Consider the following 23,408-nt stretch of genomic DNA (forward strand, 5'->3'; position numbering starts at 1 on the left):
TTCCGAACTCGACCAGCAGGGAGTGCATGTGAGCGAGGGAGAGTATTCGCCGGAGATCATCAGCGGCGGCTATCTGGCGATCGGCGAAGAGGAGTCCGTCCGGGCGAACCGGTCCTACTGGGACGGATCCGCAGAGGACTACCTCGCGGAGCACGGCAGCTTCCTGGGCGCCTCGGAGTTCATCTGGTGCCCGGAGGGCGTGCGCGAGGACGATGTGCGCCTGCTCGGCGACGTCGTGAAGCAGCAGGTCCTCGAGGTCGGCTGCGGTGCCGGCCAGTGCTCGCGGTGGCTGGCGGAGCACGGCGCGCTGGCGACCGGCGTGGATCTGTCGTCCGGAATGCTCGAGCAGGCCTCGCGCCTCCAGCGGGAGCAGCCCCTGGCGGACGACGCGGTGCCGCCCACCTTCCTGCAGGCCGACGCGCGGTCGCTGCCCTTCCCATCGGGCAGCTTCGACATCGCGTTCTCCTCCTACGGGGCGCTTCCCTTCGTCAAGGACGCGGAGTCCGTGCTGGCAGAGGCGGCGCGCGTGCTCCGTCCTGGCGGCCTCTGGGCGTTCTCCGTCACCCACCCCCTGCGGTGGATGTTCCCCGACGTCCCCGGTGAGGCCGGTCTGACCGTCGAGTACTCGTACTTCGACCGCACCCCCTACGTCGAGGTCGACGGCAGCGGTCAGCCGGTCTACGCGGAGCACCACCGGACGATGGGCGACTGGGTGCGCCTGCTGGTCGACGCGGGCTTCGAGCTCACGGGACTCACGGAGCCGGAATGGCCCGACGACAACGAGCTGTCGTGGGGCGGCTGGTCCCCGCTGCGCGGACGGCTCATGCCCGGCACCACCATCTTCTCCACCCGCCTGCGCGCCTGAGCCCCGCAGGGCTGCTCAGCTCTGCTCCGTGCAGAGCTGAGCAGAGCAGCCCGGGACTTCCCTCAGTGCGCCGCGTCCTGCCAGCTGGAGCCGATGCCCACATTCACGTCCAGGGGGACGGTGAGCGACGCCGCGCCGGCCATCTCACGACGCACGATGTCCGTGACCGCCTCGTGCTCGTCCGGCATCAGTTCGACGATGATCTCGTCATGGACCTGCAGGAGCGCGCGGCTTCCGAGGTCCGCCTCCCGCATCGCGCCGTCCACGCGGATCATCGCCGTCTTCATGATGTCTGCGGCACTGCCCTGGATGGGTGCGTTGAGGGCTGCGCGCTCCGCCATCTCACGCATCTGCCGACGGTCCGACTGCAGTGCGGGCAGGTATCGTCTGCGCCCGTCCATGGTCTCCGTGTAGCCGCGCGAGCGCGCTTCCTCCACGACGGTCGACAGGTAGTCGCGCACCGCGCCGAACCGTGCGAAGTACCCGTCCATCAGCCCGCGCGCCTCGTCCACTCCGATCGCGAGCTGCTGTGCGAGTCCGTAGGCGGAGAGGCCGTAGACCAGACCGTAGGACATCGCCTTGACCTTCGCCCGCATCTCCGGCGTCACGTCCGCCGTCTGAACGCCGAACACCTGGGCACCGACGAAGGCGTGGAGGTCCTCCCCCGCGAGGAACGCGCTGATGAGAGAGGGGTCGCCGGACAGATGGGCCATGATGCGCATCTCGATCTGCGAGTAGTCGGCGGTCAGGAGCGCGTCGGCCCCCGCTCCGGGCACGAACACCTCGCGGATCCGCCGGCCCGCCTCCGTGCGCACCGGGATGTTCTGCAGGTTCGGGTCCTTCGAGGACAGCCGCCCCGTCGCGGCGACCGTCTGCAGGTAGGTCGTGTGGATGCGTCCGTCGTCCGCGAGCGTCTTCTCCAGCCCCACGACGGTCTGGCTGAGCTTGGTCCGATCGCGATGCGCCAGCAGGTGCTGGAGGAACGGGTGCTCGGTCCGCGCGAACAGGTCCGCGAGCGCCGCGGCGTCCGTCGTGTAGCCGGTCTTCGTCTTCTTCGTCTTCGGCATGTCCAGTTCGTCGAACAGGACTTCCTGCAGCTGCTTGGGCGATCCCAGATTCACCTCGTGCCCGATCGCCGCGTACGCGGCCTGAGCGCTGGCGTCCGCCTGCTCGCGGAACTCGCCGCCCAATGCACCGAGGCGGTCGCGATCGACTGCGATCCCCCGCGTCTCCATGCGCGCGAGGATGTCGAGCACCGGGACCTCGATCTGCTCCATGATCCCCGTCGCCCCGTGCGCGTCGAGCTGTTCGGCGAGGACGGGACGCAGCTGCGCGATGGCCCAGGCCCGTGCGGCGACGTCCGCTGCCGGCGCATCGTCCGGTGCGTCGGGCAGTGCTCCGCCGAGGTGGGTCGAGGCGAGGTCGCCGAGGTCGTGGCTGCGCTTGTCCGGCTCGATGAGGTACCCGGCCAGCTGGGTGTCCCAGTCCGCGTGCGCACCGGTGAACCCCGCATCCCACAGCGCCTTGAGCTGGGGCTTGGCGTCGTGCGCCACGAGCCGCGGATGGTCGGTGAGGAACGCTGACAGCGCGTCGGTCGCCGGCGCATCGAGGTCGGTGAGGTCGATGATCGACACCCGGTCGCCCGCGGCCAGCGCCAGATGGTCGACAGTCCCCTGGCCCAGCACGTACGCGGCGTCCGTCGCGACGGCGACCCAGTCCGTCGCACGCACGGCGTCCAGCTCGTGCCGCAGGGAGCCGGAGTCGACCCGGACGGGCTCCGGGACCTCGGCTGCGGCGACGTCGGTGCCCTCACCGGCACCGAGCACCGCCTCGACCCGGCGACCCAGCACCGCGAACTCGAGCTGGTCGAACAGCGTGCCCAGCGCCTCGCGGTCCGGCTCGCGACGGACGGCGTCGGCGATGCCCAGCGGCAGCTCCACGTCATCGAGCAGCCGGTTCAGCCGGTAGTTGCGGGCGACGTCGTCGACATGGGCGCGCAGGTTCTCCCCCGCCTTGCCCTTGATGTCATCGGCGTTCTCGAGGATCCCGTCGAGGTCCCCGTACGTCGTGAGCCACTTCGCCGCGGTCTTGGGGCCGACCCCGGGCACGCCCGGCAGGTTGTCCGCCTTCTCGCCCACGAGCGCGGCGTGACCGCGGTACTGGGCGGGAGTGACTCCGTACTTCTCCTCCACGGCCTCGGGGGTCATGCGCACGAGGTCGGTCATGCCCTTGCGCGGGTAGAGGACCGTGACCCCCGGGCGCACGAGCTGGAACGCATCCTTGTCACCGGAGGCGATCCGCGCCTCGACGCCCCCCTCCTCCGCAAGACGGGCGAGCGTCGCGAGCACGTCATCGGCCTCGACGGCCTCGAGCCCGACCACGGGGATGCGCAGCGCTGCGAGCACGTCCTCGATGAGCTCCACCTGGCCGTGGAAGTCCGGCGGGGTCTTCGCTCTGCCCGCCTTGTAGCCGGGGTGCTGATCAAGGCGGAACTGGGGTCGCCCGCGGTCGAACGCGACGACGATGTGAGTCGGAGCCTCTGCATCGAGAGCCGTCAGCAGCATGGAGACGAACCCGAACACCGCGTTCGTCGTCTGCCCCGTCGCCGTCGAGAACTTCTCCGGCGGCAGGGCGTGATACGCCCGGTAGGCCATCGAATGCCCGTCGATGAGGAGGATCGATGGATCGGTCTGGGGGCTGGTCGGTGTGCTCACGATCCCAGGGTACCGGGCACCGGATCGCTAGAGTGGGACCGGACGTGCGAGCGTCCGAGAACACCCACCAGACATGCCCACCAGGAGACACGATGAGTCAGAGCCCCACCTTCCCCGCCCTGTCACCGGATATGGAGGAAGCGGAGTACGCGCGCCTCGTCGACGCGTGGGAGATCCCGTCCGACACCCTCGTGGCACGGATGGGGATCGAGGTCGCACGGCTCGGCTGGGACTGGATCGAGGGAACCTGCCCCGTCGCGGGCAATCTCCAGCCGGCGGGCCTCTTCCACGGCGGCGGGTACGTGGTCATCGCGGAGACGCTCGCGTCGATGCACGCGGCAGTGCGGTCAGGCGCCCCGGTGGTCGGCGTCGACCTTAATGCGACCCATCTCAGATCGATCACGTCCGGGACCGTCTACGCCCGGGCCCAGGTGCTGCACGGCGGCCGGCGCCTGTTCAACCACGAGGTGAGGATGACTGATGCGGACGACCGACTCCTGTCGATCGTCCGCATCTCCAATATGGTTCTGGGTTCGTCCTGAGGGACCTGTGTCCGTCCTGAGGACCGGGCGGCGCGCTGCGCCGCCCGTGCTCACTTCTTCGCCGAGCCGATCTGGTTGAGCACCGTCTCCGCGACTTCGCGCATGGTGAGCCGGCGGTCCATCGACGTCTTCTGGATCCAGCGGAACGCCTCCGGCTCCGTGAGCCCCATCGACGAGATGAGGAGGCCCTTCGCACGCTCGACGAGCTTGCGGGTCTCGAACCGATCCGTGAGATCGGAGATCTCAGATTCGAGGGCCGTGATCTCCGCGTGGCGGGACAGCGCGATCTCGAGTGCCGGCAGCAGGTCGTTCGCGCTGAAGGGCTTCACGACGTACGCCATCGCACCGGCGTCGCGCGCGCGCTCGACGAGCTCCTTCTGCGAGAAGGCGGTCAGGAGGACGACGGGCGCGATCCGCGCCTTCGCGATCCGCTCTGCGGCGGAGATGCCGTCGAGCACGGGCATCTTGATGTCCATCACCACGAGGTCGGGACGCAGCTCCTCCGCGAGGCGGATCGCTGATTCGCCGTCCGCGGCCTCACCGACCACGTCGTAGCCGACTTCGCGGAGCATCTCCACGATGTCGAGCCGGATGACGGCCTCGTCCTCCGCCACGACGACGCGCCGGACGGGTCCCTGTTCGGTGCTGGGGGTCTCTTCGTTATCGGTCACGCGCCCCATCGTACCGCCGGTCGCGCGGAGGAGCACGATCGGTGGGTCCGGAGGGTGCGCAGGACGCACGAAGAGAGTGAAGGTCGTCTACACTTCACGTGGGCCGGATTGGCGGAATCGGTAGACGCAGCGCACTCAAAATGCGCCGCCTTCGGGCGTGAGGGTTCGAGTCCCTCATCCGGCACCCGGGACGCCGCGTTCGGCGTCGCGCACGAAGAGGCGGTCGGCACACAACCCGCAGGAGGGGGCCGACCGCCTCTTCCATGGTCGTGGCGCGCTCCGGTGGTCCGGAGGCGCGCTCCTCAGACCCCTTCGTCGTCGACCTCGTCGCGATAGGCCGCCGCCGTGCCCCGCAGAGCGTCGCCGAGCACGTGCACCCGCAGCGCATTCGTCGATCCGACGATCCCGGGAGGGGATCCTGCGACGATGATGCAGAGCTGGCCGTCCTCGCCCTCGCCGAAGCTCAGGAGCACCTTGTCGACCTGGCGGGCCATCTGGTCCGTGTGGTGCACGGAGCGCACGAGGTGGCTGCGGACCCCCCAGCTGAGCTCCATCTGATTCCGCACCTTGGGGTCCGGGGTGAAGGCGATGATCGGGCGGCGCTGGCGCAGTCGCGACATCCGCCGCACGGAGTCACCCGACTGCGTGAACGTGCACAGCAGGTCGATGTTCAGCTGCTCTGCGATCTGAGCAGCCGCGGCAGTGATCGCGCCACCGCGGGTGTGGGGCGTGCTGCCCAGTGAAGGGATCCGCTCGAGCCCCTCGCGCTCCGTCGATTCGATGATCCGTGCCATGGTGCGCACCGAGTCCAGCCAATACGCGCCCACCGACGACTCCCCCGACAGCATGAGGGCGTCTGCTCCGTCGAGCACGGCGTTCGCACAGTCGCTGGCCTCCGCCCGAGTGGGCCGAGGTGCCTCGATCATCGATTCGAGCATCTGGGTGGCGACGATGACTGGCTTCGCCTGGCGACGCGCGATCTCGATCGCCCGCTTCTGCACGATCGGCACGTGCTCCAGCGGCAGCTCGACGCCCAGGTCACCGCGCGCGACCATGATCCCGTCGAAAGCTGCCACGATGTCGCGCAGGCGATCGACGGCCTGCGGCTTCTCGAGCTTCGCCATGACGGGGGCTCTGATGCCCTCCTCGTCCATGATCCGGCGCACGTCGAGCACGTCCTCCGGTCCGCGGACGAAGCTCAGTGCGACCCAGTCCGCGCCCGCGCGCAGGCCCCAGCGGAGATCCTCGAGGTCCTTCTCCGTCATCGCGGGCACGGAGACGGCCACGCCGGGGAGGTTGATCCCCTTGTGATCGGAGATCCGGCCGGGGATCTCCACCTCCGTGATGATGTCCGTCTCCGTCACCTCGCGGGCGCGCAGCTGGATGCGTCCATCATCGACGAGGAGCGGGTCACCCGGCTGGACGTCGCCGGGCAGACCCGCGTAGGACGTGCCCACGATCTCGTCCGTGCCGTCGATCGGGCGGGTCGTGATGGTGAACCGCGCACCTGCGACCAGGGTCGGCTTCCGACCGCCGGCGAATGTGCCGACGCGGATCTTCGGGCCCTGCAGGTCGACGAGGACGGCGACGGGACGGGCAGCGTCCTCCGACGCCCGACGCAGCCACTCCAACCTCTGTTCGTGGTCTGCGTGGGAGCCGTGGCTCATGTTGAAGCGCGCGACATTCATCCCCTCGTCGAGGAGCGCGCGCATGTCTTCGTAGGATGTCTGTGCAGGTCCGAGTGTCGCAACGATCTTGGCATGCCTCATACCGGTCAGCCTAGTCGAACCACGGCCCCTCCCACCTGCGCGGAGTCGTCGGATCGCGGCCGGTCACGCGGTCATGGCGACGTCGGTCGCGGCGACGGGTCTCGGCAGGGAGGTCTCGCCCATGAGGTCCGCATCGACAGCGGCAGCGGCCGCTCGTCCCTCGGCGATCGCCCAGACGATGAGCGACTGGCCGCGGCCGGCGTCGCCGGCGACGAACACTCCCGGAAGCGCGGTGGAGTAGTCGTCGTCACGGCTCACCGGTCCCCCGTCGACGTCGAGCCCCCACGCGGAGAGCCCCTCCTGTTCCGGACCGGTGAAGCCCATCGCGATGAGGACGAGGTCCGCCGGCAGGTCCTCCTCGGTGCCCGGCTGAGGCACCCGACCTGCGGCGGTGTGCGCGGTGCGGGCAACGCGCAGCGCGACCACGTTCCCGTCCCCGTCGTCGACCGCTGACACGGTCGAGGCGAGGAACCGGCGCTCCCCACCCTCCTCGTGGCTCGTCGACACCTCGAAGACACGAGGATCCGTCGGCCACGGCTGGTGGTCCGGTCGCGAGACCGGGGGCTTCTGCCCGATCGCGAGGGTCGTGACCGACGCCGCGCCCTGGCGCAGCGCGGTGCCGACGCAGTCGGAGCCGGTGTCACCGCCGCCGATCACCACGACGTGCAGTCCCGCCGCGTCGATGAAGCCCTCGATGTCCGCGTCTCCGGCCTGCCGACGGTTCGCCGGCACGAGGTAGTCCATCGCCCAGTGCACGCCGGACAGTTCGCGTCCTGGGACGGAGAGCTCGCGCGGCAGCGTCGCGCCCGTGCAGACCACGACTGCGTCGACGCGTGCGCGCAGGGTCTCCCACGGGAGGTCCTCGCCCACTGCCACGCCGGTGCGGAAGCGAGTGCCCTCGCGACGCATCTGCTCGAGGCGGCGATCGATGTGGTGCTTCTCCAGCTTGAAGTCCGGGATCCCGTAGCGGAGCAGTCCGCCGATCCGGTCCTCCCGCTCATACACGATGACGGAGTGGCCCGCGCGGGTGAGCTGCTGGGCGCACGCGAGCCCGGCGGGTCCGGTCCCCACGACGGCGACGGTGCGGCCCGACATCCGCTCGGGCGGCTGCGGGACCACGAGGCCCTGCTCGAAGGCGCGGTCGACTATCGTCAGCTCGACGTTCTTGATCGTGACGGCCGGCTGGGAGATCCCCAGCACGCAGGCGGACTCGCACGGCGCGGGACATGCCCGACCGGTGAACTCCGGGAAGTTGTTCGTCGCGTGCAGCAGCTCGCTCGCCCGTGCGGTCTGCCCACGCCACATCGCATCGTTGAACTCCGGGATGAGGTTGCCCAGGGGGCAGCCCTGATGGCAGAACGGCACGCCGCAGTCCATGCAGCGGCCCGCCTGCCGGATGAATGCGGATTCGTCCTGCCGTTCCTGCACCTCATGGAAGTCGAGGAGGCGGATGGGGACGGGACGCGAGGGCGGGAGCTCCCGCTCGGTGACGGTGAGGAATCCGCGGGGGTCAGCCATGAGTGGTCTCCAGGATCGTGTTCCATGCGTCGGAACCATCGGGGTCGGTGCCGTCCTCCTCGCAGCGCGCGCGCAGGGCGAGGACGGAGAGGTAGTCGACCGGCACGAGCTTCGTGAAGCGGCCGAACACGTCCTCACCGCGGTCCAGGCGGGCGACGAGCGAAGCGGCCAGGGGCGAGCCGGTGCGCTCGATGTGGGTCAGCAGCAGCGCGTGCAGCTCCCGCGTGTCCTCGCCCGAGAGGCCGCGGAGGTGGAAGCGTCCGGCCTCCCGGTCCGCGACGTTGATGCGCGCCGGGTTGAAGTCGAGCAGGTAGGCGGTGCCGCCGGACATGCCTGCGGCGAAGTTGCGTCCCACGGGGCCGAGGACGACCGCGGTGCCTCCGGTCATGTATTCGAGGCCGTGGTCCCCGATCCCCTCGACCACCGCGGCGGCGCCGGAGTTCCGCACCAGGAACCTCTCCCCCACCTGGCCGTTGAGGAACAGCTTCCCGGACGTTGCGCCGTAGCCGATCACGTTGCCGGCGATGACGTGGTCCTCCGGCCGGTAGTCGACGGTCGGAGCCGGGCGCAGGGCGATCGTGCCGCCGGACAGCCCCTTGCCCACATAGTCGTTCGCCTCTCCCGTCAGCGACAGCGAGATGCCCTGCGGCAGGAACGCGCCCAGCGACTGGCCGGCACTGCCGGTCAGCCGCACAGCGACCGTGTCCGCGTCGAGAGGGTCGGCTCCGTGCTCGACCGTCGCCCGGTGGCCGAGCATCGTGCCGACCGAGCGATCGACGTTCGTGACCCGCCGCTCGAGCACGATCGGTGTGCGGGCGCGGACGGCGCCGGCGGCCTCGGCGATGAGCGAGGCGTCGAAGTGCTCGTCGAGGCGATGGTCCTGCCCGACGGTCCGGGTGCGGACATCGGCGACCTCGCCCGTCGCCGTGCGCGGCTGCGCGAGAACGTCCGCGATGTCGAGACCGTCGGCCTTCCAGTGGCGCACAGCGCGTGTGCGGTCCAGATGCTCGACGCGACCGATCGCCTCGTCGAGGGAGCGGAAGCCGAGCTCCGCCAGCAGTTCGCGGACCTCTTCGGCGATGTACTCGAAGAACGTCTCGACGAATTCGGGGCGCCCGGTGAAACGGCTGCGCAGCTCCGGGTTCTGCGTCGCGACGCCCACGGGGCACGTGTCCTGGTGGCACACGCGCATCATGATGCAGCCGCTCACGACGAGCGGTGCGGTGGCGAAGCCGAACTCCTCCGCGCCCAGCAGCGCCGCGATGACGACGTCCCTGCCCGTCTTGAGCTGGCCGTCGACCTGGACGGAGACCCGGCCGCGCAGGCCGGACTGCACGAGGGTCTGCTGGGCCTCCGCGAGGCCCAGCTCCCACGGCACGCCCGCGTGCTTGAGGGAGTTCAGAGGGCTCGCGCCCGTCCCGCCGTCATGGCCGGAGATCAGCACGACGTCCGCCTGCGCCTTCGCGACGCCGGAGGCGACGGTCCCGACACCGGACGAGGCGACGAGCTTCACATGCACCCGGGCGCCGGGGTTGGCGCGCTTGAGGTCGTGGATGAGCTGGGCGAGATCCTCGATCGAGTAGATGTCGTGGTGCGGCGGCGGTGAGATGAGGCCGACACCGGCGGTCGCGTGCCGCGTCCGTGCGATCCACGGGTACACCTTCGACGGCGGGAGCTGTCCGCCCTCGCCGGGCTTCGCGCCCTGCGCCATCTTGATCTGGATGTCATCGGCCTCCGTGAGGTAGAGGCTCGTCACGCCGAAGCGACCGGAGGCCACCTGCTTGATCGCAGACCGCCGTGCAGGGTCGAGCAGTCGCTCGACGTCCTCCCCGCCTTCGCCCGTGTTCGACTTCCCGCCGATCCGGTTCATCGCGATCGCGAGGGTCTCGTGGGCCTCCTGCGAGAGTGACCCGTAGCTCATGGCGCCGGTGGAGAACCGCCGGATGACGGAGGCGGCGGATTCGACCTCCTCGAGCGGGAGCGGACCGTCGGGGTGCGGCACGAGATCGAGCAGTCCCCGCAGGGTGAGGAGTTCGCTCGCCTGCTCGTTGACGCGTCCCGTGTACTCGCGGAAGACGTCGAACCGCCGCGTGCGGGTCGAGTGCTGGAGCTTGAACACGGTCTCCGGGTCGAAGAGGTGGGGCGGGCCCTCGCGTCGCCAGGAGTACTCCCCGCCGACCTCGAGTGAGCGGTGCGCCGCAGGATTGCCGTCGTGCGGATAGGCCGACCGGTGGCGGGCCTCCACCTCCGCCGCGAGCCCGTCGAGGCCGATCCCTCCCAGCCGCGCTCGCGTACCCGTGAAGTAGTCGTCGATGAGGTCGTCGGCGAGGCCGAGCGCCTCGAAGGTCTGCGCCGCGTGGTACGAGTGGACGGTCGAGATGCCCATCTTCGACATCACCTTGAGCAGACCCCGGCCCAGCGACCGCAGGACATTGCGGACCGCCGTGTCCTCGTCGGGGCCGACGATCCGTCCTTCGCGCACCATGAGCGCCGCCGTCTCCATCGCGAGGTAGGGGTTCACGGCGGAGGCACCGAAGCCGATGAGCGTCGCGATGTGGTGGACCTCGCGGACGTCGCCGCCCTCGACGAGCAGCGACACCGCGGTCCGCGAGCGCTCCCGGATGAGATGGTGGTGGATCGCCGAGGTCAGCAGGAGGGTCGGGATCGGGGCGAGGTCGGCGTGGGAATCGCGGTCGGAGAGGACGAGGAAGCGTGCTCCGTCGGCCACCGCCGCGCTCGCCTCCGCGCAGAGCTCCCGCAGGCGGTCCCCGAGCGCGTCCCCGCCACCGGGCCGGTACAGGCCCCGCAGGACGATCGTGGCCGGCGCGTCGCCGGACCCCGCGCGGTCACCCGACAGGTGGACGAACTTCGCAAGCTGGACATTGTCGATGACCGGGTACGGGAGGTCGACCTGGAACAGGTCCTGCGGGCCGTCGGCCAGCAGGTTGCCCTCGCTCCCGATGCCCACGGCAACGCTCGTGACCAGCTCCTCGCGGATCGCATCGAGCGGCGGGTTCGTCACCTGCGCGAAGCTCTGGGCGAAGTAGTCGAAGAGCAGGCGGGGACGCTCCGCGAACGCGGCGATCGGCGTGTCCGTGCCCATGGCTCCCAGCGGCTCTGTGCCCGCCTCCGCCATCGGGCCGATGAGCACGCGCAGCTCCTCGTCCGTGTACCCGAAGGTCCGCTGCCGCCGCTCGACCGAGCTGTGCGGGTACTGCACCGACTCCCGCTCGGGCAGATCGCGGATCGCGACCGTGGTGTCGGTGAGCCATTCGTCGTACGGCGCGGCCGAGGCGAGTGCGGCCTTCGTCTCCGTGTCGGACACGACGCGGCCCTCGACCATGTCGACGAGGAACATCCGACCCGGTTGGACACGACCGCGGGCGACGACCTCGTCCGCCGGCAGGTCGATGACGCCGGCCTCACTCGCGAGGACGACCGTGTCGTCCGTCAGCGCGTAGCGGGCGGGTCGCAGCCCGTTGCGGTCCAGCACCGCGCCGATCCGCTCACCGTCGGTGAAGGACACGCAGGCCGGTCCGTCCCAGGCCTCCATGAGCAGCGCATGGTAGCGGTAGAACGCCTGCCTCTGCTCGGAGACGGTGGGGTCCTTCTCCCACGCCTCCGGGATGAGCACCGCCATCGCGTGCGGCAGCGGGCGACCGGCCATGACGAGCAGCTCGAGGACCTCGTCGAGCGAGCCCGAATCCGACAGGGCGGGGTTGATGATCGGCAGGAGCCGTGCGAGGTCGGCATTGTCTCCGGTGCCCCCGGGCGACGCGAGCAGCGGGGAGGCGAGCACCGATTCCCGTGCCCGCATCCAGTTCCGGTTGCCGCGCACCGTGTTGATCTCTCCGTTGTGGGCGAGCATGCGGAACGGCTGGGCCAGAGGCCACGAGGGGAAGGTGTTCGTGGAGAAGCGGGAATGGACGATCGCCAGGCGGGTCATGAACGCCGGGTCTGTGAGATCCGGGTAGAACGGAGCCAGCTGCGCCGTGCTCACCATGCCCTTGTAGACGAGGGTGCGCGTGGACAGCGACGGGAAGTACACCCCTGCGTGCTCGGCCCGACGGCGGACCGCGAAGGCGCGACGGTCGAGTGCCCACGGATCGGTGCGGCCGTCGTTCTCGACGCGCAGCGGGTGGGCCGGATCCGGGACGAGCACGACCTGCGCGATGTGCGGCATCACCGTGCGCGCGGAGGCCCCGAGCACGCTCGGATCCACGGGCACGTCCCGCCAGCTGAGCACCGCGGTGCCTTCCTGGGCAGCCAGCTCCTCGACGAGCGCACGTCCCGCGGCAGGATCGAGGGGATCGAGGAACGCCGTACCCACCGCATAGCCACCGGGTGCGGGAAGGAGCAGTCCCGTCCGCTCCACGAGGAAGTCGTGCGGCATCTGCACGGTGATGCCCGCGCCGTCTCCTGTGCCCTCGTCCCCGCCGACGCCCCCGCGGTGCTCCATGTTGCGCAGGGCGGTCAGCGCCTGTTCGACGACGCGGTGGTCGGCCGGTCCGCGGTGGCGGGCGACGAACGCGAGCCCGCAGGCGTCGTGCTCGTCGGTCGGATCAGCCAGCGCCGAGGGCGCAGGGCGTGCGGAGTGGGGCAGCGCGACGGATCGACTCATGCGAGCACCGTCCTTCCGGGTCGTGCGGAAAGGGCCGCAGCCAACGGCGCTGTCGGTGCTGCGTGTGAACCCCCTCACCGTGAGGGTGATCACAAGCAGAGGATACTACAGCCCGGAGTCCCGCCGGTCACTGCCCGTCTCGCGATCCGGACGGCCCGGCAGCTGCGGGACGATGGAGATCGCCGAGGTGACGGCCCCGAAGAACCCGAATCCACGCCGGCGCGGCGGGCCCTCGCCGTCCTCGTCCGCCTCCGCGTCCCCGGCCGTCGCCGCAGGCTGGTCCGTCTCCGCCGCCTCAGCCGGGTCGGTCGGTCCGTCCGTGCGCGGGGGATCCTGCGCCCCGCGAGTGTATGCGGTGTCCGTACCGCCTCCGTGCCGCATCCGCGATACGACGAGCAGCACCGCGCCCAGGAGGAAGATCACGATCGAGGTCCACACGTTGAGGCGCAGACCGAGGATGTGCTCCGCATCGTCGATTCGCAGTGCCTCGATCCACACGCGTCCCAGCGTGTAGTAGGCGAGGTAGAGGAAGAAGACCTGGCCGCGCCACAGCGAGAACCGGCGTCCGGCCCACAGCAGCACGAAGCAGCCCACCACGTTCCACAGCGATTCGTAGAGGAAGGTCGGGTGGAACAGTGTGTCCGCCGGGAGTGAGGGATCCGGCCAGGTCGGGCTGGCCCGGTCGATCTCGAGGCCCCACGGCAGATCGGTGGGTGCGCCGAACAGCTCCTGGTTGAACCAGTTGCCCCACCGCCCAGCAGCCTGGGCGAGGATGAGGCCGGGCGCGGCCGCGTCGAGGAACGACGTGAATCGGAACCCGTGCCTGCGACACACGAAGAGGACCACGAGCACACCCAGCGCGACGGCCCCCCAGATGCCGAGGCCGCCGTTCCAGATGTAGAGGGCCGCCACCGGGTCGCCGCCCGGCCCGAAGTAGGGCGCCGGGGTGGAGAAGACGTGGTAGATGCGACCACCGATGATTCCGGACGGGATCGCCCAGATGGCGATCGTCCAGAGGTCGTCCTCGGTACCGCCCCGTGCCTGCCATCGACGGTTCGTGAGCCAGAGTGCCAGCACGATGCCCACGAGGATGCACAGTGCGTAGGCGTGGATGCGCAGCGGCCCGATGTCGAACCCGCTCCAGGCGGGTGACGGGATGGAGGCGAGGAGATCAGTCACGCACGCCCTCCGCGAACTGCTCTGCCGCACGGGCGACGGCTGCCGGTCCGCCCTGGCTCAGCGCCCGGACGAATGCTGACCCGACGATCACACCGTCGGCGTAGGAGGCGACCTCCGCTGCGTGCTCGCGCGTCGAGACGCCGAGGCCCACGCATACGTTCCGCGCGCCGGCGGCACGCGTGTCTGCGACGAGGCCCTCGGCCTTCCCGCCGACCTCCGCACGCGTGCCGGTCACGCCCATCGTCGAGGCGGCGTAGATGAACCCGCGACTCGCCTCGACGACGGCCGAGATCCGATCCGGGGAGGAGGACGGTGCCACGAGGAAGATCCGGTCGAGGTCGTGGGCCTCCGCGGCGGCGATCCACTCGTCGGCCTCGTCCGGGATCAGATCCGGAGTCACGATGCCGACTCCGCCGGCCGCAGCGAGGTCGCGCGCATAGGCGTCGACGCCGTACTGCAGGATGAGGTTCCAGTAGCTCATGACGACGGGTGTGGCCCCCGCATCCGCTGCGGCCTGCACCGCGGTGAACACGTCACGCACGCGGACGCCGCCGCTCAGGGCCTTCACGCTGGCTGCTTCGATGACCGGACCGTCGAGTCCCGGATCCGTGTACGGCATCCCGATCTCGACCATGTCCGCGCCGCCCGCCACCAGCGCGCGGACCGCGTCGACCGAACCGGGAACGTCCGGATAGCCCACGGGGAGGTAGCCGATCAGAGCAGAGCGTCCCTCCGATCTGCACGCGGCCAATGCCGCCGCGCTGCCGCGGTCCTCTCGCGTCGTGGTGCTCATGCCGTCTCTCCCTCCGAATCCAGGTAGCCGAACCAGCGTCCGGCGGTCGTCACGTCCTTGTCGCCGCGGCCGGACAGGCAGACGAGGATCGTCGCATCCGGTCCGAGCTCGCGACCCAGTTCGAGGGCGCCTGCGAGCGCGTGCGAGCTCTCGATGGCGGGGATGATCCCCTCGGTGCGGCAGAGCAGCCGGAACGCATCCATCGCCTGCGCGTCGGTGACGGGCCGGTACTCCCCTCGCCCGCTCGCGTGCAGCCATGCGTGCTCGGGACCCACCCCGGAGTAGTCCAGCCCAGCGGAGATCGAGTGGCTCTCCTGCGTCTGACCGTCCTCGTCCTGCAGCTGGTACGACTTCGCACCGTGGAGGACTCCGACGGAGCCCTTCGTCAGGGTCGCGGCATGACGGGGCGTCTCGATGCCGTCGCCTGCGGCTTCACAGCCGACGAGCCGCACGCCCTCGTCCGGGATGAAGGCGTGGAATGCGCCGATGGCGTTGGATCCCCCGCCCACGCAGGCGACGACGGCGTCCGGCAGACCTCCGGTCCGCTCGATCACCTGTCCGCGCGCCTCCAGCCCGATGATGCGCTGGAACTCGCGCACCAGGACGGGGAACGGGTGCGGGCCGGCGACCGTGCCGAACACGTAGTGGGTGCTCTCCACGGATGCGACCCAGTCGCGGAACGTCTCGTTGATCGCGTCCTTGAGGGTGCGGGATCCCGCGTCCACGGCGGTCACCTCAGCACCCAGCAGGTTCATCCGGGCGACGTTGAGAGCCTGGCGCTCCACGTCGACGGCCCCCATGTAGATCCGGCACTCCATGCCCATGAGGGCGGCGGCGGTCGCGGTGGCGACGCCGTGCTGACCCGCGCCGGTCTCCGCGATGAGACGGGTCTTGCCCAGCCTCTTGGCGAGCAGCGCCTGGCCCAGCGCGTTGTTGATCTTGTGGCTGCCGGTGTGGTTGAGGTCCTCGCGCTTGAGCAGGATGCGGGCACCGCCCGCGTGCTCGGAGAACCGCGCGGCCTCGCTCAGCAGACTGGGCCGGCCGACGTACTCGTCGAGCAGCCGGCGGTACTCGGCCCGGAACTCCTCGTCCAGGACCGCCTTTCCGAACGCCTCCTCGATCTCCTCGCACGCGGGGACGAGTGCTTCGGGGATGTACCGCCCTCCGAACTCGCCGAATCGCGGCCCCTGCGGAAGGTCGGAGTCGGGACGGGAGAACTGCTCGATCATGTGGTCGCTCCTCGTGGCGTGGTGCGGTCGGGCGCTCACGCGCGTCTCACGGACGCGCTGCCCGCCCTGCTTCGGTGAATGCGGCGACTGCGGACTGGGGGTCGCCGCCGATGACGAGCGCCTCGCCGACGAGTCCCAGGTGAGCGCCGGCGCGTGCGTACTGGGCGACGGTCTCCGCATCGCTCACGCCCGACTCAGCGACGAGCACGGCGCCCGACGGGGCGTGCGGTGCGAGCGCGGCGAACCGCGCGGGGTCGACGCTCAGGTCCTTGAGATTGCGGGTGTTGACACCCACGAGGCTCGCGCCGACCGCACTCGCGCGTTCGAGCTCGTCGACCGTGTGGGTCTCCACGAGCGCCGCCATGCCCAGCTCGGAGGCCAGCGCCAGCTGGTCCTGCAGCTGCGCGTCATCGAGCGCGGCGACGATGAGGAGGACGATGTCCGCACCGTGGGCGCGCGCTTCGTAGAACTGGTACTCGTCGACCATGAAGTCCTTGCGCAGCACGGGGATGTCCACCGCAGCGCGCACTGCGTCGAGGTCTGCGAGTGAGCCGCCGAACCGACGTCGCTCCGTCAGCACGCTGATCGCGGCGGCCCCGCCCCCGGCATAGGCGGTGGCCAGGGCGGCGGGATCGGCGATGTCCGCGAGTGCGCCCTTCGACGGCGACGAGCGCTTCACCTCGCAGATGAGGCCGAAGCCGGACTCCGGCGGGAAGGGGCGCGCCGGTGCGGCGTCAGCGGCCGCTGCGCGGACGTCGTGCAGGGACCGCTCCCGTCGGCGTGGTCCGAGGTCCTCGCGGACTCCCGCGATGATGTCGTCGAGGACCGTCACGAACGCGGCTTGCCCTTCCCGGCTGCGCGCATGATCAGACCGATGATCGGACCCGCGACGAAGACCCCGATGCCCGCGTAGATGATGACGTCCACGACCATGACGAAGCCGACCGCGAGGATGACGCCTCCGAGCAGCATGAGGAACACACCGGTCCAGGCCGCCGGCGTGTTGCCGTGGCCGGGGTCCTTGATCTTCTCGTAGTCGATCGCGTCGCGGTCGAGGTCGGGGGCTCCGGTGCGGACTGCCTGGGACATGTCACTCCTCATCTGGCGGGGGCGGGCCCGCCCGGCTCTGGGTTCGCGGTGTGGGTCCACCGCTGGGGTTTCGGGATCCTGCGGATCCTACGGGTGCATTATCGCATGTCGCGACGCGACCCTCAGCTCGGGTCCTCGCCCCGCGACAGGGCGTCCCATGCTGCTGCGGGGTCGTCCTCATCCGCGTGCGGAGCGGCGGTGTGCGTCTGGCGGTCGTAGCGGCCGGAGACCTGCCAGCCGAGGCTCGCGACGGCGGACCACACTGCGGCGACCAGCACTCCGACGCCCGCTGCGATCGTCGGGATGAGCGTGGCGGGCGGAGCCTGCGAGGAGACCGCCGTGAGCACCACTCCCACGCCCACGGCGCCGATGAGGACGCACACGACGATGCGTCCGATCCGACCGAGCATTGCGAGCAGCAGGGCGGCGACGGCCAGGACGGCCGCGCTCGCCGTGAGGAGCGGATGGGACGCGCCCTCCTCCCCGCCGACCTCCGCGACCCCGGACGGACCCGTGCCGCCGCCGGCGGGGTCGATGCCCCAGGGACGGGTGGCGAGGATCCACACGGCGCCCGCGAGGATCAGGAGGATGATGACCGCTCTGCCCTTCGTCACGCGGATCCCTCCGCTCCGTCCCCCGCCGCGGTCGCGTCGACCGGCGAACGGAGCGTGTGGGCTGCGGCGGCCGCCCGCAGGACCGCAGCGGCCTTCCTGTGGCATTCGTCGAGCTCCGCCTGCGGGTCGGAATCGGCCACGATCCCGGCACCGGCGGACACGGTGAGGAGCCCGTCGCGCAGGATCCCCGTGCGGATCGCGATCGCGACGTCGAGGTCGCCGGTGAAGGACAGGTACCCGACCACTCCCCCGTAGACGCCGCGGGCCGTCGGCTCCAGTCGGTCGATGATCTGCAGCGCACGCGGCTTCGGTGCACCGGAGAGCGTCCCCGCGGGGAACGTCGCCCGCAGGACGTCGAGTCCGTCCGCGCCCTCGCGCAGATGGCCGGTCACGGTCGACACGATGTGCATGACGTGGCTGTACAGCTCGATCTCCATGAACTCGACGACGTCCACGGAGCCCGGGGCACTGACCTTCGACACGTCGTTGCGGGCGAGGTCGACGAGCATGAGGTGCTCGGCGCGCTCCTTCTGGTCCGCGAGCAGTTCGGCGGCGAGTGCACGATCCTCGTCCGGGGTGGCGCCGCGCGGTCGGGTGCCCGCGATCGGATGCGTCGTGATGGTCCCGTCGGAGACCGTCACGAGGGCCTCGGGGGACGATCCGATGATCGTGAGCGGCGCCCCCTCGGCCACCGGCACATCGAGGAGGTACATGTACGGGCTGGGGTTCGACGCCCGCAGCATGCGGTAGACGTCCGTGGCGGAGGCGTCGATCTGCGCGTCGAAGCGCTGGCCGAGCACGACCTGGAAGATCTCGCCGTCGACGATGTCCCGCTTCGCCGCGGCGACGGCCTCCAGGTAGTCGTCCGGATGGGTGCGCGCCTTCACCTCCGGCTCCGGAGCGTCGTGGACTGCGAGAGACGGGACGAGCGGAGCGGACAGGTCGTCCAGCATCGCCTCGATGCGGGCGACGGCCGTGTCGTACGCGGCGTCGATCCCGTCGGGACGGCCGTCGACGTTCACGGCGTTCGCCACGAGCGTGAGACGGGACGTGAAGTGGTCCAGGATCGCGACGTCGCCGGGGATGGACATGCTGAGCTCCGGCACCGGGTGCTCGGGCAGCGGACCGGGACCGAGGTCCTCGAACCGTCGCACGGAGTCCCATCCCAGGTAGCCGACGAACGAGGACACCATCGGCGGCAGACCGCTGTCGTGCGGACCCGTCGCAAGCACGCGCAGGGCCTCCGCCAGGGCGGCGTGGGGATCTCCTCCCGTCGGCAGCCCCGCGGGCGGTGTGCCCAGCCAGACCGCCTCGCCCTCGACCTCCGTCAGCGTCGCGATCGGACCGCGCCCCACGAACGAGTACCTGCTCCACCTGTCCTGCGACGCCGATTCGAGGAGGAAGCCGCCCGGCCGCCCCTCTGCGAGTCGGCGGTAGAGGGTCAGCGGCGTCTCCGTGTCCGCCAGCACGGTCGTGTGCACGGGGACGATCCGGTGGTGGGAGCCGCGAGCGCGGAACTCCTCGCGGGTCGGTGTGAGCCTCATGACAGCTCCCGTCCGCTGAAGCAGGTCTGTGTGCCAGTGTGGCATGCGGGTCCGGTCTGCTCGACCGTGTAGAGGAGGGTGTCCCCGTCGCAGTCCGTCGCCACGGAGACCACCCGCTGGGTGTTGCCGGACGTCTCGCCCTTCACCCACAGCTGACCGCGGGAGCGCGACCAGTACGTCGCCCGTCCGGTGGTGAGCGTGCGGTCGACGGCCTCGGCGTTCGCCCAGGCGAGCATGAGGACGTCCTTCGTCGCGGCCTCCTGGACCACGACGGGCAGCAGTCCCCGCTCGTCGAAGACGAGATCGGTCGCAGCGGGGGTCGCAGCGGGGGTCGCAGCGGTGGCCGCGGTGATGTCCTCGGCTGCGTTCTCAGCGCACTTCGTGTCCGGCACGGGCCAGCTCCTCCTTGATCGCTCCGATCGTCGTGTCACCGAAGTGCAGGATGCTCGCGGCGAGCACGGCGTCCGCTCCGGCGTCCACGGCGGGCGGGAAGTGCTCGGGGGCGCCGGCACCGCCGGAGGCGATGAGCGGGACGCTCACGGCCGCCCGCACATCGCGCAGCATGGGCAGGTCGAAGCCCGCCTTCGTCCCGTCCGCGTCGATGCTGTTGAGAAGGATCTCGCCGGCACCGGACTCCGCGGCCCGCGCGGCCCAGGCGACCGCGCAGACACCTGTGCCGCGTCGACCGCCGTGGGTGGTGACCTCATAGCCCGAGGCGGTCGGGGCCTGGCCCTCGGGCACGCGCCGGGCGTCCACGGACAGGACGAGGACCTGGCTGCCGAACCGCTTGGCGATCTCGCCGATCAGGTCCGGGCGCGCGACGGCGGCGCTGTTGACCCCCACTTTGTCCGCACCGCTGCGCAGAAGTCGGTCGACGTCCTCGACGGACCGCACACCACCGCCCACGGTGAGTGGGATGAAGAGCTGCTCAGCGCAACGGGTGACCATGTCGTGGGTCGTCGAGCGGTCCCCCGTCGTCGCGGTGACGTCGAGGAACGTGAGCTCATCGGCGCCCTGCGCGTCGTAGCGGTGGGCGAGTTCGACGGGATCGCCCGCATCGCGCAGATCGGCGAAGTTCACGCCCTTGACGACGCGCCCGGCGTCGACGTCGAGGCACGGGATGACGCGGACGGCTGTGCTCACAGACCCAACTTCCTGTAGCGAGCCACGCGCGCTCCCTCCCGCAGGTATGCGGGAGTGCGCATGAGCTCGATGATCTCGTGCTCCAGAGTCGCCGACAGCTCTGCGATGAAGCTCGACGGGTCGTCCGACGCATCGACGGGCTCCGCGATGACGCGGTCGACGATTCCTCCGGCCATCAGCTGTGCCGACTGGACGCGCTGCGCCTGCGCCATCTCCGGGGCGTGGTCCGTGTCGCGGTGCACGATCGCGGACGCGCCTTCGGGCGGCAGCGGGGAGAGCCACCCGTTCTGGGCCGACAGGACCCGATCGGCGGGGATCAGCGCGAGCGCGCCTCCGCCGGAGCCCTCGCCCATGATGACGGAGACGCTGGGAGACTTCAGTGCGATCAGGTCTGCGAGGCTGCGGGCGATCTCTCCCGCGAGCCCGCCTTCCTCCGCCTCCTTGGACAGCGCGGCGCCCGGTGTGTCGATGATCGTGACCAGCGGCAGTCCGAGCTCCTCCGACAGCCGCATCCCGCGGCGCGCCTCACGGAGCGCTGCGGGACCCATGGGCTCGCGGGAGTCCTGGCGGTAGCGGTCCTGTCCGAGCACGATGCAGGGCGCGGTGCCGAACTTCGCGATCGCGAGCAGCAGACCGGGGTCCTTCTCCCCCTGACCCGTGCCGCGCAGGGGGAGCACGTGGGTCGCGCCGTGGCGCAGCAGGTCCCGGACACCCGGGCGCTCCGGCCTGCGGGAGGCCGTGATGACGTCCCAGGCCGAGCGCTCGTCGACGTCCGAGGGGCGCGAATCGGGGTCCGGGACGCGCTCCGGGATCTCGCGGGCGCCCATGAGGACGTCGAGGACCCGTGCCACCGTGTCGTGGATGCGGTCCGGCCCCAGCACCGCGTCGATGATGCCGTGGCGCTGGAGGTTCTCCCCCGACTGCACCCCGGCGGGGAATTCGCGGTCGTAGATCTGCTCGAAGACCCGCGGCCCCAGGAACCCGATGAGGGAATCCGGTTCGGCCACCGTCACGTGCCCCAGCGAGCCCCACGAGGCGAAGACGCCGCCGGTCGTGGGGTGGCGGAGGTAGACGAGGAAGGGCAGCCCGGCCGCCTTGTGCGCGACGACGGCTGCGGTGATCTTCACCATGGAGAGGAACGCGACGGTCCCCTCCTGCATCCGGGTGCCCCCCGACGAGGGTCCGGCGAGCACCGGAAGGCCCTCGAGCGTCGCGCGCTCGAGCGCCTCGACCAGTCGGTGGGCGGCCGCGACGCCGATCGACCCGGCGAGGAACCGGAACTCGCACGCGACGATCGCGACGCGGCGTCCGTGGATGAGGCCCTCGCCGGTGATGACGGCCTCGTCGACCCCGGACTTCTCCCGGGCGGCCGCGAGCTCCGCCTCATAGGATTCGCCGATGCCGCCGGCCGGGACCAGGGGCGTCGTGTCCCAGGATGAGAAGCTGCCGGCGTCGACGACCCGTTCGATGAGCTCGCGTGCACTCAGTCGCTTCGCCATCTCAGCCCTCCAGCCACTCGCGGATGGTCGCCTCCTGCTCGGAGAGGCGCGGCGGAGCCAGGTGCTCGGTCACCGTCGTCTCCGTCTCGCCGGACGCATCCGCGTCGAAGAACCGCAGTGGCGGTCCCGGCAGGTCGATGTCACCGATCGTCGGGTGGGCCGCAGAGATCTTGAGGCCCTGCGACAGCGCCTGCTCCCATGCGTAGACCTCCGGGAGCGTCCGCACGACGCCTGCGGGGATGCCGGCGTCGGAGAGCTTCTGCAGCAGCGGTTCCGGCGTGTACGCGGAGAACGCGTCCTCGATGGCGGCGATGAGCGCGTCACGGTTCGCGAAGCGGTCGCCGTTGGTCGCGAAGCGGGGATCCGCGGAGTCGATGCCGAACTCCTCGCAGAAGCGAAGCCACATCTTCTCGTTGCCCACGGAGATCTGCACTGCCCCGTCCCGGCACTCGAAGAGTCCGTACGGTGCGAGTGTGGCGTGGTGGTTGCCGCCGGGCAGCGGCTCCATGCCGCCGATGGTGGCGCGGGTGCCCTGGAACGCGTGGACGCCGACCATCCCCGCGATGAGCGAGGTGCGGACGACCTTCCCGCGGCCCGTGCGCTCGCGCTCCAGCAGTGCTGCGAGCACGCCGTAGGCGCCGTGGATGCCTGCGAGCAGGTCCGCGATCGGCACGCCGACCCTCTGCATGTCGTCCGGCCCGGATCCCGTGAGCGACATGAGGCCGCCCTCGCCCTGGGCGATCTGGTCGTAGCCCGCCCGGGTCGCCTCGGGTCCGTCATGGCCGAACCCGGTGATCGACAGGACCACGAGGCGGGGGTTGAGCTCCGTCATCGCGGCGGTGGAGAAGCCCAGGCGGTCGAGCACGCCGGAGCGGAAGTTCTCGATGAGCACGTCCGCGCGGGAGATGAGGCTGCGCAGGGTCTGAGCACCGTCGTCGCTCTTGAGGTCGAGCGCGATCGACTCCTTGTTCCGGTTGCACGAGAGGTAGTAGGTGGACTGCGGGTCGTCGTCGGGCCCTGCGAAGGGAGGACCCCAGCTGCGGGAGTCGTCACCGGATCCGGGGTTCTCGACCTTGATGACGCGCGCGCCCAGGTCGCCGAGCATCTGCCCGGCGTGGGGGCCTGCCAGCGCGCGGGACAGGTCGACGACGACGCTTCCCGCGAGTGGGCCTGCGCTGCGGGGGGTGTGGGGGATGTTCACGTGGTGCCTCCGGGTGGGGTGTGCTCGTCTACGAGGATACGCAATCGGTCTGTCGCCTCCTGGGCGCGCGGCCCGTCCGCCGCCTGGATCGCCATGACCGCGGACGTGGTGCCGTCGGAGAGGCTGAGAGTGGCCCACGAGTCGCCCAGGGCCTCGGAGTACGAGACGCTGATGATCTGGCTCCACTCGTAGCGCTGCGAGGCGACGATGTTGCGGACGAAGAGTCCGTCGGGGCCCGCCTTCGCGCAGATCGAGGCGAAGCGCAGCAGCACGAGGCCGAACACGACGCCGAGGCCCACCATCCAGATGGTGTCGATCTCCGGCTGCCAGCCCGGCCACTCCATGACGGTGAGTGCGATCGACAGCGCGGTGAAGGACGCGACGATCGCAGGAGCGAGGATCAGGCCCACCGCGCGG

The 23,408-nt window shown here is 70.6% G+C and carries 19 protein-coding genes and 1 tRNA gene; 3 read left to right on the forward strand and 17 right to left on the reverse strand.

Features of this window, described 5'->3' with window-relative positions:
• Window positions 1-28: 28 nt before the first annotated feature.
• Entirely contained in the window at window positions 29-865 is an 837-nt protein-coding gene (locus BSP109_RS01995; protein ID WP_087007321.1) for a class I SAM-dependent methyltransferase, read from the forward strand.
• 62 nt (window positions 866-927) lie between these two features.
• On the opposite strand, the gene polA is transcribed toward BSP109_RS01995, so the two are convergent.
• Entirely contained in the window at window positions 928-3,579 is a 2,652-nt protein-coding gene (gene polA / locus BSP109_RS02000) for a DNA polymerase I (RefSeq protein WP_257944516.1), read from the reverse strand.
• Window positions 3,580-3,671: 92 nt separating this feature from the next.
• Here polA and BSP109_RS02005 point away from each other — a divergent pair, with 92 nt between their 5' ends.
• Complete coding sequence (locus BSP109_RS02005; protein WP_087007319.1) at window positions 3,672-4,121, forward strand: PaaI family thioesterase; 450 nt, start codon at window positions 3,672-3,674, stop codon at window positions 4,119-4,121.
• A 50-nt stretch (window positions 4,122-4,171) separates the two neighbouring features.
• On the opposite strand, the gene BSP109_RS02010 is transcribed toward BSP109_RS02005, so the two are convergent.
• Window positions 4,172-4,801: an ANTAR domain-containing response regulator gene (locus BSP109_RS02010; RefSeq protein ID WP_373270398.1), complete on the reverse strand. Its 630-nt coding sequence runs from the start codon at window positions 4,799-4,801 to the stop codon at window positions 4,172-4,174.
• A gap of 93 nt (window positions 4,802-4,894) precedes the next feature.
• Between BSP109_RS02010 and BSP109_RS02015 the strand changes: the two genes are divergently transcribed.
• Window positions 4,895-4,976, forward strand: a tRNA-Leu gene (locus tag BSP109_RS02015).
• Window positions 4,977-5,094: 118 nt separating this feature from the next.
• Here the strand turns inward: BSP109_RS02015 and pyk are convergent.
• From pyk to BSP109_RS02090, 15 genes are all read right to left on the reverse strand, one after another.
• Window positions 5,095-6,561: a pyruvate kinase gene (pyk, locus tag BSP109_RS02020; RefSeq protein WP_101599218.1), complete on the reverse strand. Its 1,467-nt coding sequence runs from the start codon at window positions 6,559-6,561 to the stop codon at window positions 5,095-5,097.
• 63 nt (window positions 6,562-6,624) lie between these two features.
• On the reverse strand, window positions 6,625-8,079 hold the full coding sequence (locus BSP109_RS02025; RefSeq protein WP_101599219.1) for a glutamate synthase subunit beta: 1,455 nt from the start codon (window positions 8,077-8,079) through the stop codon (window positions 6,625-6,627).
• On the reverse strand, window positions 8,072-12,700 hold the full coding sequence (gltB, locus tag BSP109_RS02030) for a glutamate synthase large subunit (RefSeq protein WP_101599220.1): 4,629 nt from the start codon (window positions 12,698-12,700) through the stop codon (window positions 8,072-8,074). Before gltB ends, BSP109_RS02025 begins: the two co-directional genes overlap by 8 nt.
• A 105-nt stretch (window positions 12,701-12,805) precedes the next feature.
• Complete coding sequence (lgt, locus tag BSP109_RS02035; RefSeq protein ID WP_101599221.1) at window positions 12,806-13,879, reverse strand: prolipoprotein diacylglyceryl transferase; 1,074 nt, start codon at window positions 13,877-13,879, stop codon at window positions 12,806-12,808.
• Complete coding sequence (gene trpA / locus BSP109_RS02040) at window positions 13,872-14,672, reverse strand: tryptophan synthase subunit alpha (RefSeq protein ID WP_101599222.1); 801 nt, start codon at window positions 14,670-14,672, stop codon at window positions 13,872-13,874. The genes lgt and trpA overlap by 8 nt, the downstream gene beginning before the upstream one ends.
• Entirely contained in the window at window positions 14,669-15,901 is a 1,233-nt protein-coding gene (gene trpB / locus BSP109_RS02045) for a tryptophan synthase subunit beta (protein WP_101599223.1), read from the reverse strand. The genes trpA and trpB overlap by 4 nt, the downstream gene beginning before the upstream one ends.
• Window positions 15,902-15,947: 46 nt before the next feature.
• Window positions 15,948-16,733: an indole-3-glycerol phosphate synthase TrpC gene (trpC, locus tag BSP109_RS02050; RefSeq protein WP_087007309.1), complete on the reverse strand. Its 786-nt coding sequence runs from the start codon at window positions 16,731-16,733 to the stop codon at window positions 15,948-15,950.
• Window positions 16,730-16,990: an HGxxPAAW family protein gene (locus BSP109_RS02055; protein WP_101599224.1), complete on the reverse strand. Its 261-nt coding sequence runs from the start codon at window positions 16,988-16,990 to the stop codon at window positions 16,730-16,732. Before BSP109_RS02055 ends, trpC begins: the two co-directional genes overlap by 4 nt.
• Before the next feature lie 122 nt (window positions 16,991-17,112).
• The gene (locus tag BSP109_RS02060; RefSeq protein WP_087007306.1) at window positions 17,113-17,604 is read right to left on the reverse strand and encodes a Trp biosynthesis-associated membrane protein; all 492 of its coding nucleotides are present in this window, start codon (window positions 17,602-17,604) and stop codon (window positions 17,113-17,115) included.
• Entirely contained in the window at window positions 17,601-19,148 is a 1,548-nt protein-coding gene (locus BSP109_RS02065; RefSeq protein WP_087007304.1) for an anthranilate synthase component I, read from the reverse strand. The genes BSP109_RS02060 and BSP109_RS02065 overlap by 4 nt, the downstream gene beginning before the upstream one ends.
• On the reverse strand, window positions 19,145-19,501 hold the full coding sequence (gene hisI, locus BSP109_RS02070; RefSeq protein ID WP_101599258.1) for a phosphoribosyl-AMP cyclohydrolase: 357 nt from the start codon (window positions 19,499-19,501) through the stop codon (window positions 19,145-19,147). Before hisI ends, BSP109_RS02065 begins: the two co-directional genes overlap by 4 nt.
• Before the next feature lie 16 nt (window positions 19,502-19,517).
• The gene (gene hisF / locus BSP109_RS02075) at window positions 19,518-20,291 is read right to left on the reverse strand and encodes an imidazole glycerol phosphate synthase subunit HisF (protein WP_087007302.1); all 774 of its coding nucleotides are present in this window, start codon (window positions 20,289-20,291) and stop codon (window positions 19,518-19,520) included.
• Entirely contained in the window at window positions 20,288-21,790 is a 1,503-nt protein-coding gene (locus tag BSP109_RS02080; protein ID WP_087007301.1) for a carboxyl transferase domain-containing protein, read from the reverse strand. Before BSP109_RS02080 ends, hisF begins: the two co-directional genes overlap by 4 nt.
• A 1-nt stretch (window position 21,791) precedes the next feature.
• Window positions 21,792-22,991, reverse strand: coding sequence for a CaiB/BaiF CoA-transferase family protein (locus BSP109_RS02085; protein ID WP_087007299.1), 1,200 nt, complete (start codon window positions 22,989-22,991; stop codon window positions 21,792-21,794).
• Entirely contained in the window at window positions 22,988-23,401 is a 414-nt protein-coding gene (locus BSP109_RS02090; RefSeq protein ID WP_180959592.1) for a PH domain-containing protein, read from the reverse strand. The genes BSP109_RS02085 and BSP109_RS02090 overlap by 4 nt, the downstream gene beginning before the upstream one ends.
• Window positions 23,402-23,408 lie beyond the last annotated feature (7 nt).

The sequence above is a fragment of the Brevibacterium sp. Mu109 genome (assembly GCF_900169375.1).
Lineage (GTDB): Bacteria > Actinomycetota > Actinomycetes > Actinomycetales > Brevibacteriaceae > Brevibacterium > Brevibacterium yomogidense_A.

Excerpts from the sequence above, each read along its gene's own strand:
- trpB (WP_101599223.1), bottom strand. The coding sequence starts at position 15,901 with ATGATCGAGCAGTTCTCCCGTCCCGACTCCGACCTTCCGCAGGGGCCG.
- BSP109_RS02010 (WP_373270398.1), bottom strand. The coding sequence starts at position 4,801 with ATGGGGCGCGTGACCGATAACGAAGAGACCCCCAGCACCGAACAGGGA.
- pyk (WP_101599218.1), bottom strand. The coding sequence starts at position 6,561 with ATGAGGCATGCCAAGATCGTTGCGACACTCGGACCTGCACAGACATCC.
- BSP109_RS02055 (WP_101599224.1), bottom strand. The coding sequence starts at position 16,990 with ATGTCCCAGGCAGTCCGCACCGGAGCCCCCGACCTCGACCGCGACGCG.
- trpA (WP_101599222.1), bottom strand. The coding sequence starts at position 14,672 with ATGAGCACCACGACGCGAGAGGACCGCGGCAGCGCGGCGGCATTGGCC.
- gltB (WP_101599220.1), bottom strand. The coding sequence starts at position 12,700 with ATGAGTCGATCCGTCGCGCTGCCCCACTCCGCACGCCCTGCGCCCTCG.
- BSP109_RS02065 (WP_087007304.1), bottom strand. The coding sequence starts at position 19,148 with ATGAGGCTCACACCGACCCGCGAGGAGTTCCGCGCTCGCGGCTCCCAC.
- BSP109_RS02080 (WP_087007301.1), bottom strand. The coding sequence starts at position 21,790 with ATGGCGAAGCGACTGAGTGCACGCGAGCTCATCGAACGGGTCGTCGAC.
- BSP109_RS02005 (WP_087007319.1), top strand. The coding sequence starts at position 3,672 with ATGAGTCAGAGCCCCACCTTCCCCGCCCTGTCACCGGATATGGAGGAA.
- BSP109_RS02025 (WP_101599219.1), bottom strand. The coding sequence starts at position 8,079 with ATGGCTGACCCCCGCGGATTCCTCACCGTCACCGAGCGGGAGCTCCCG.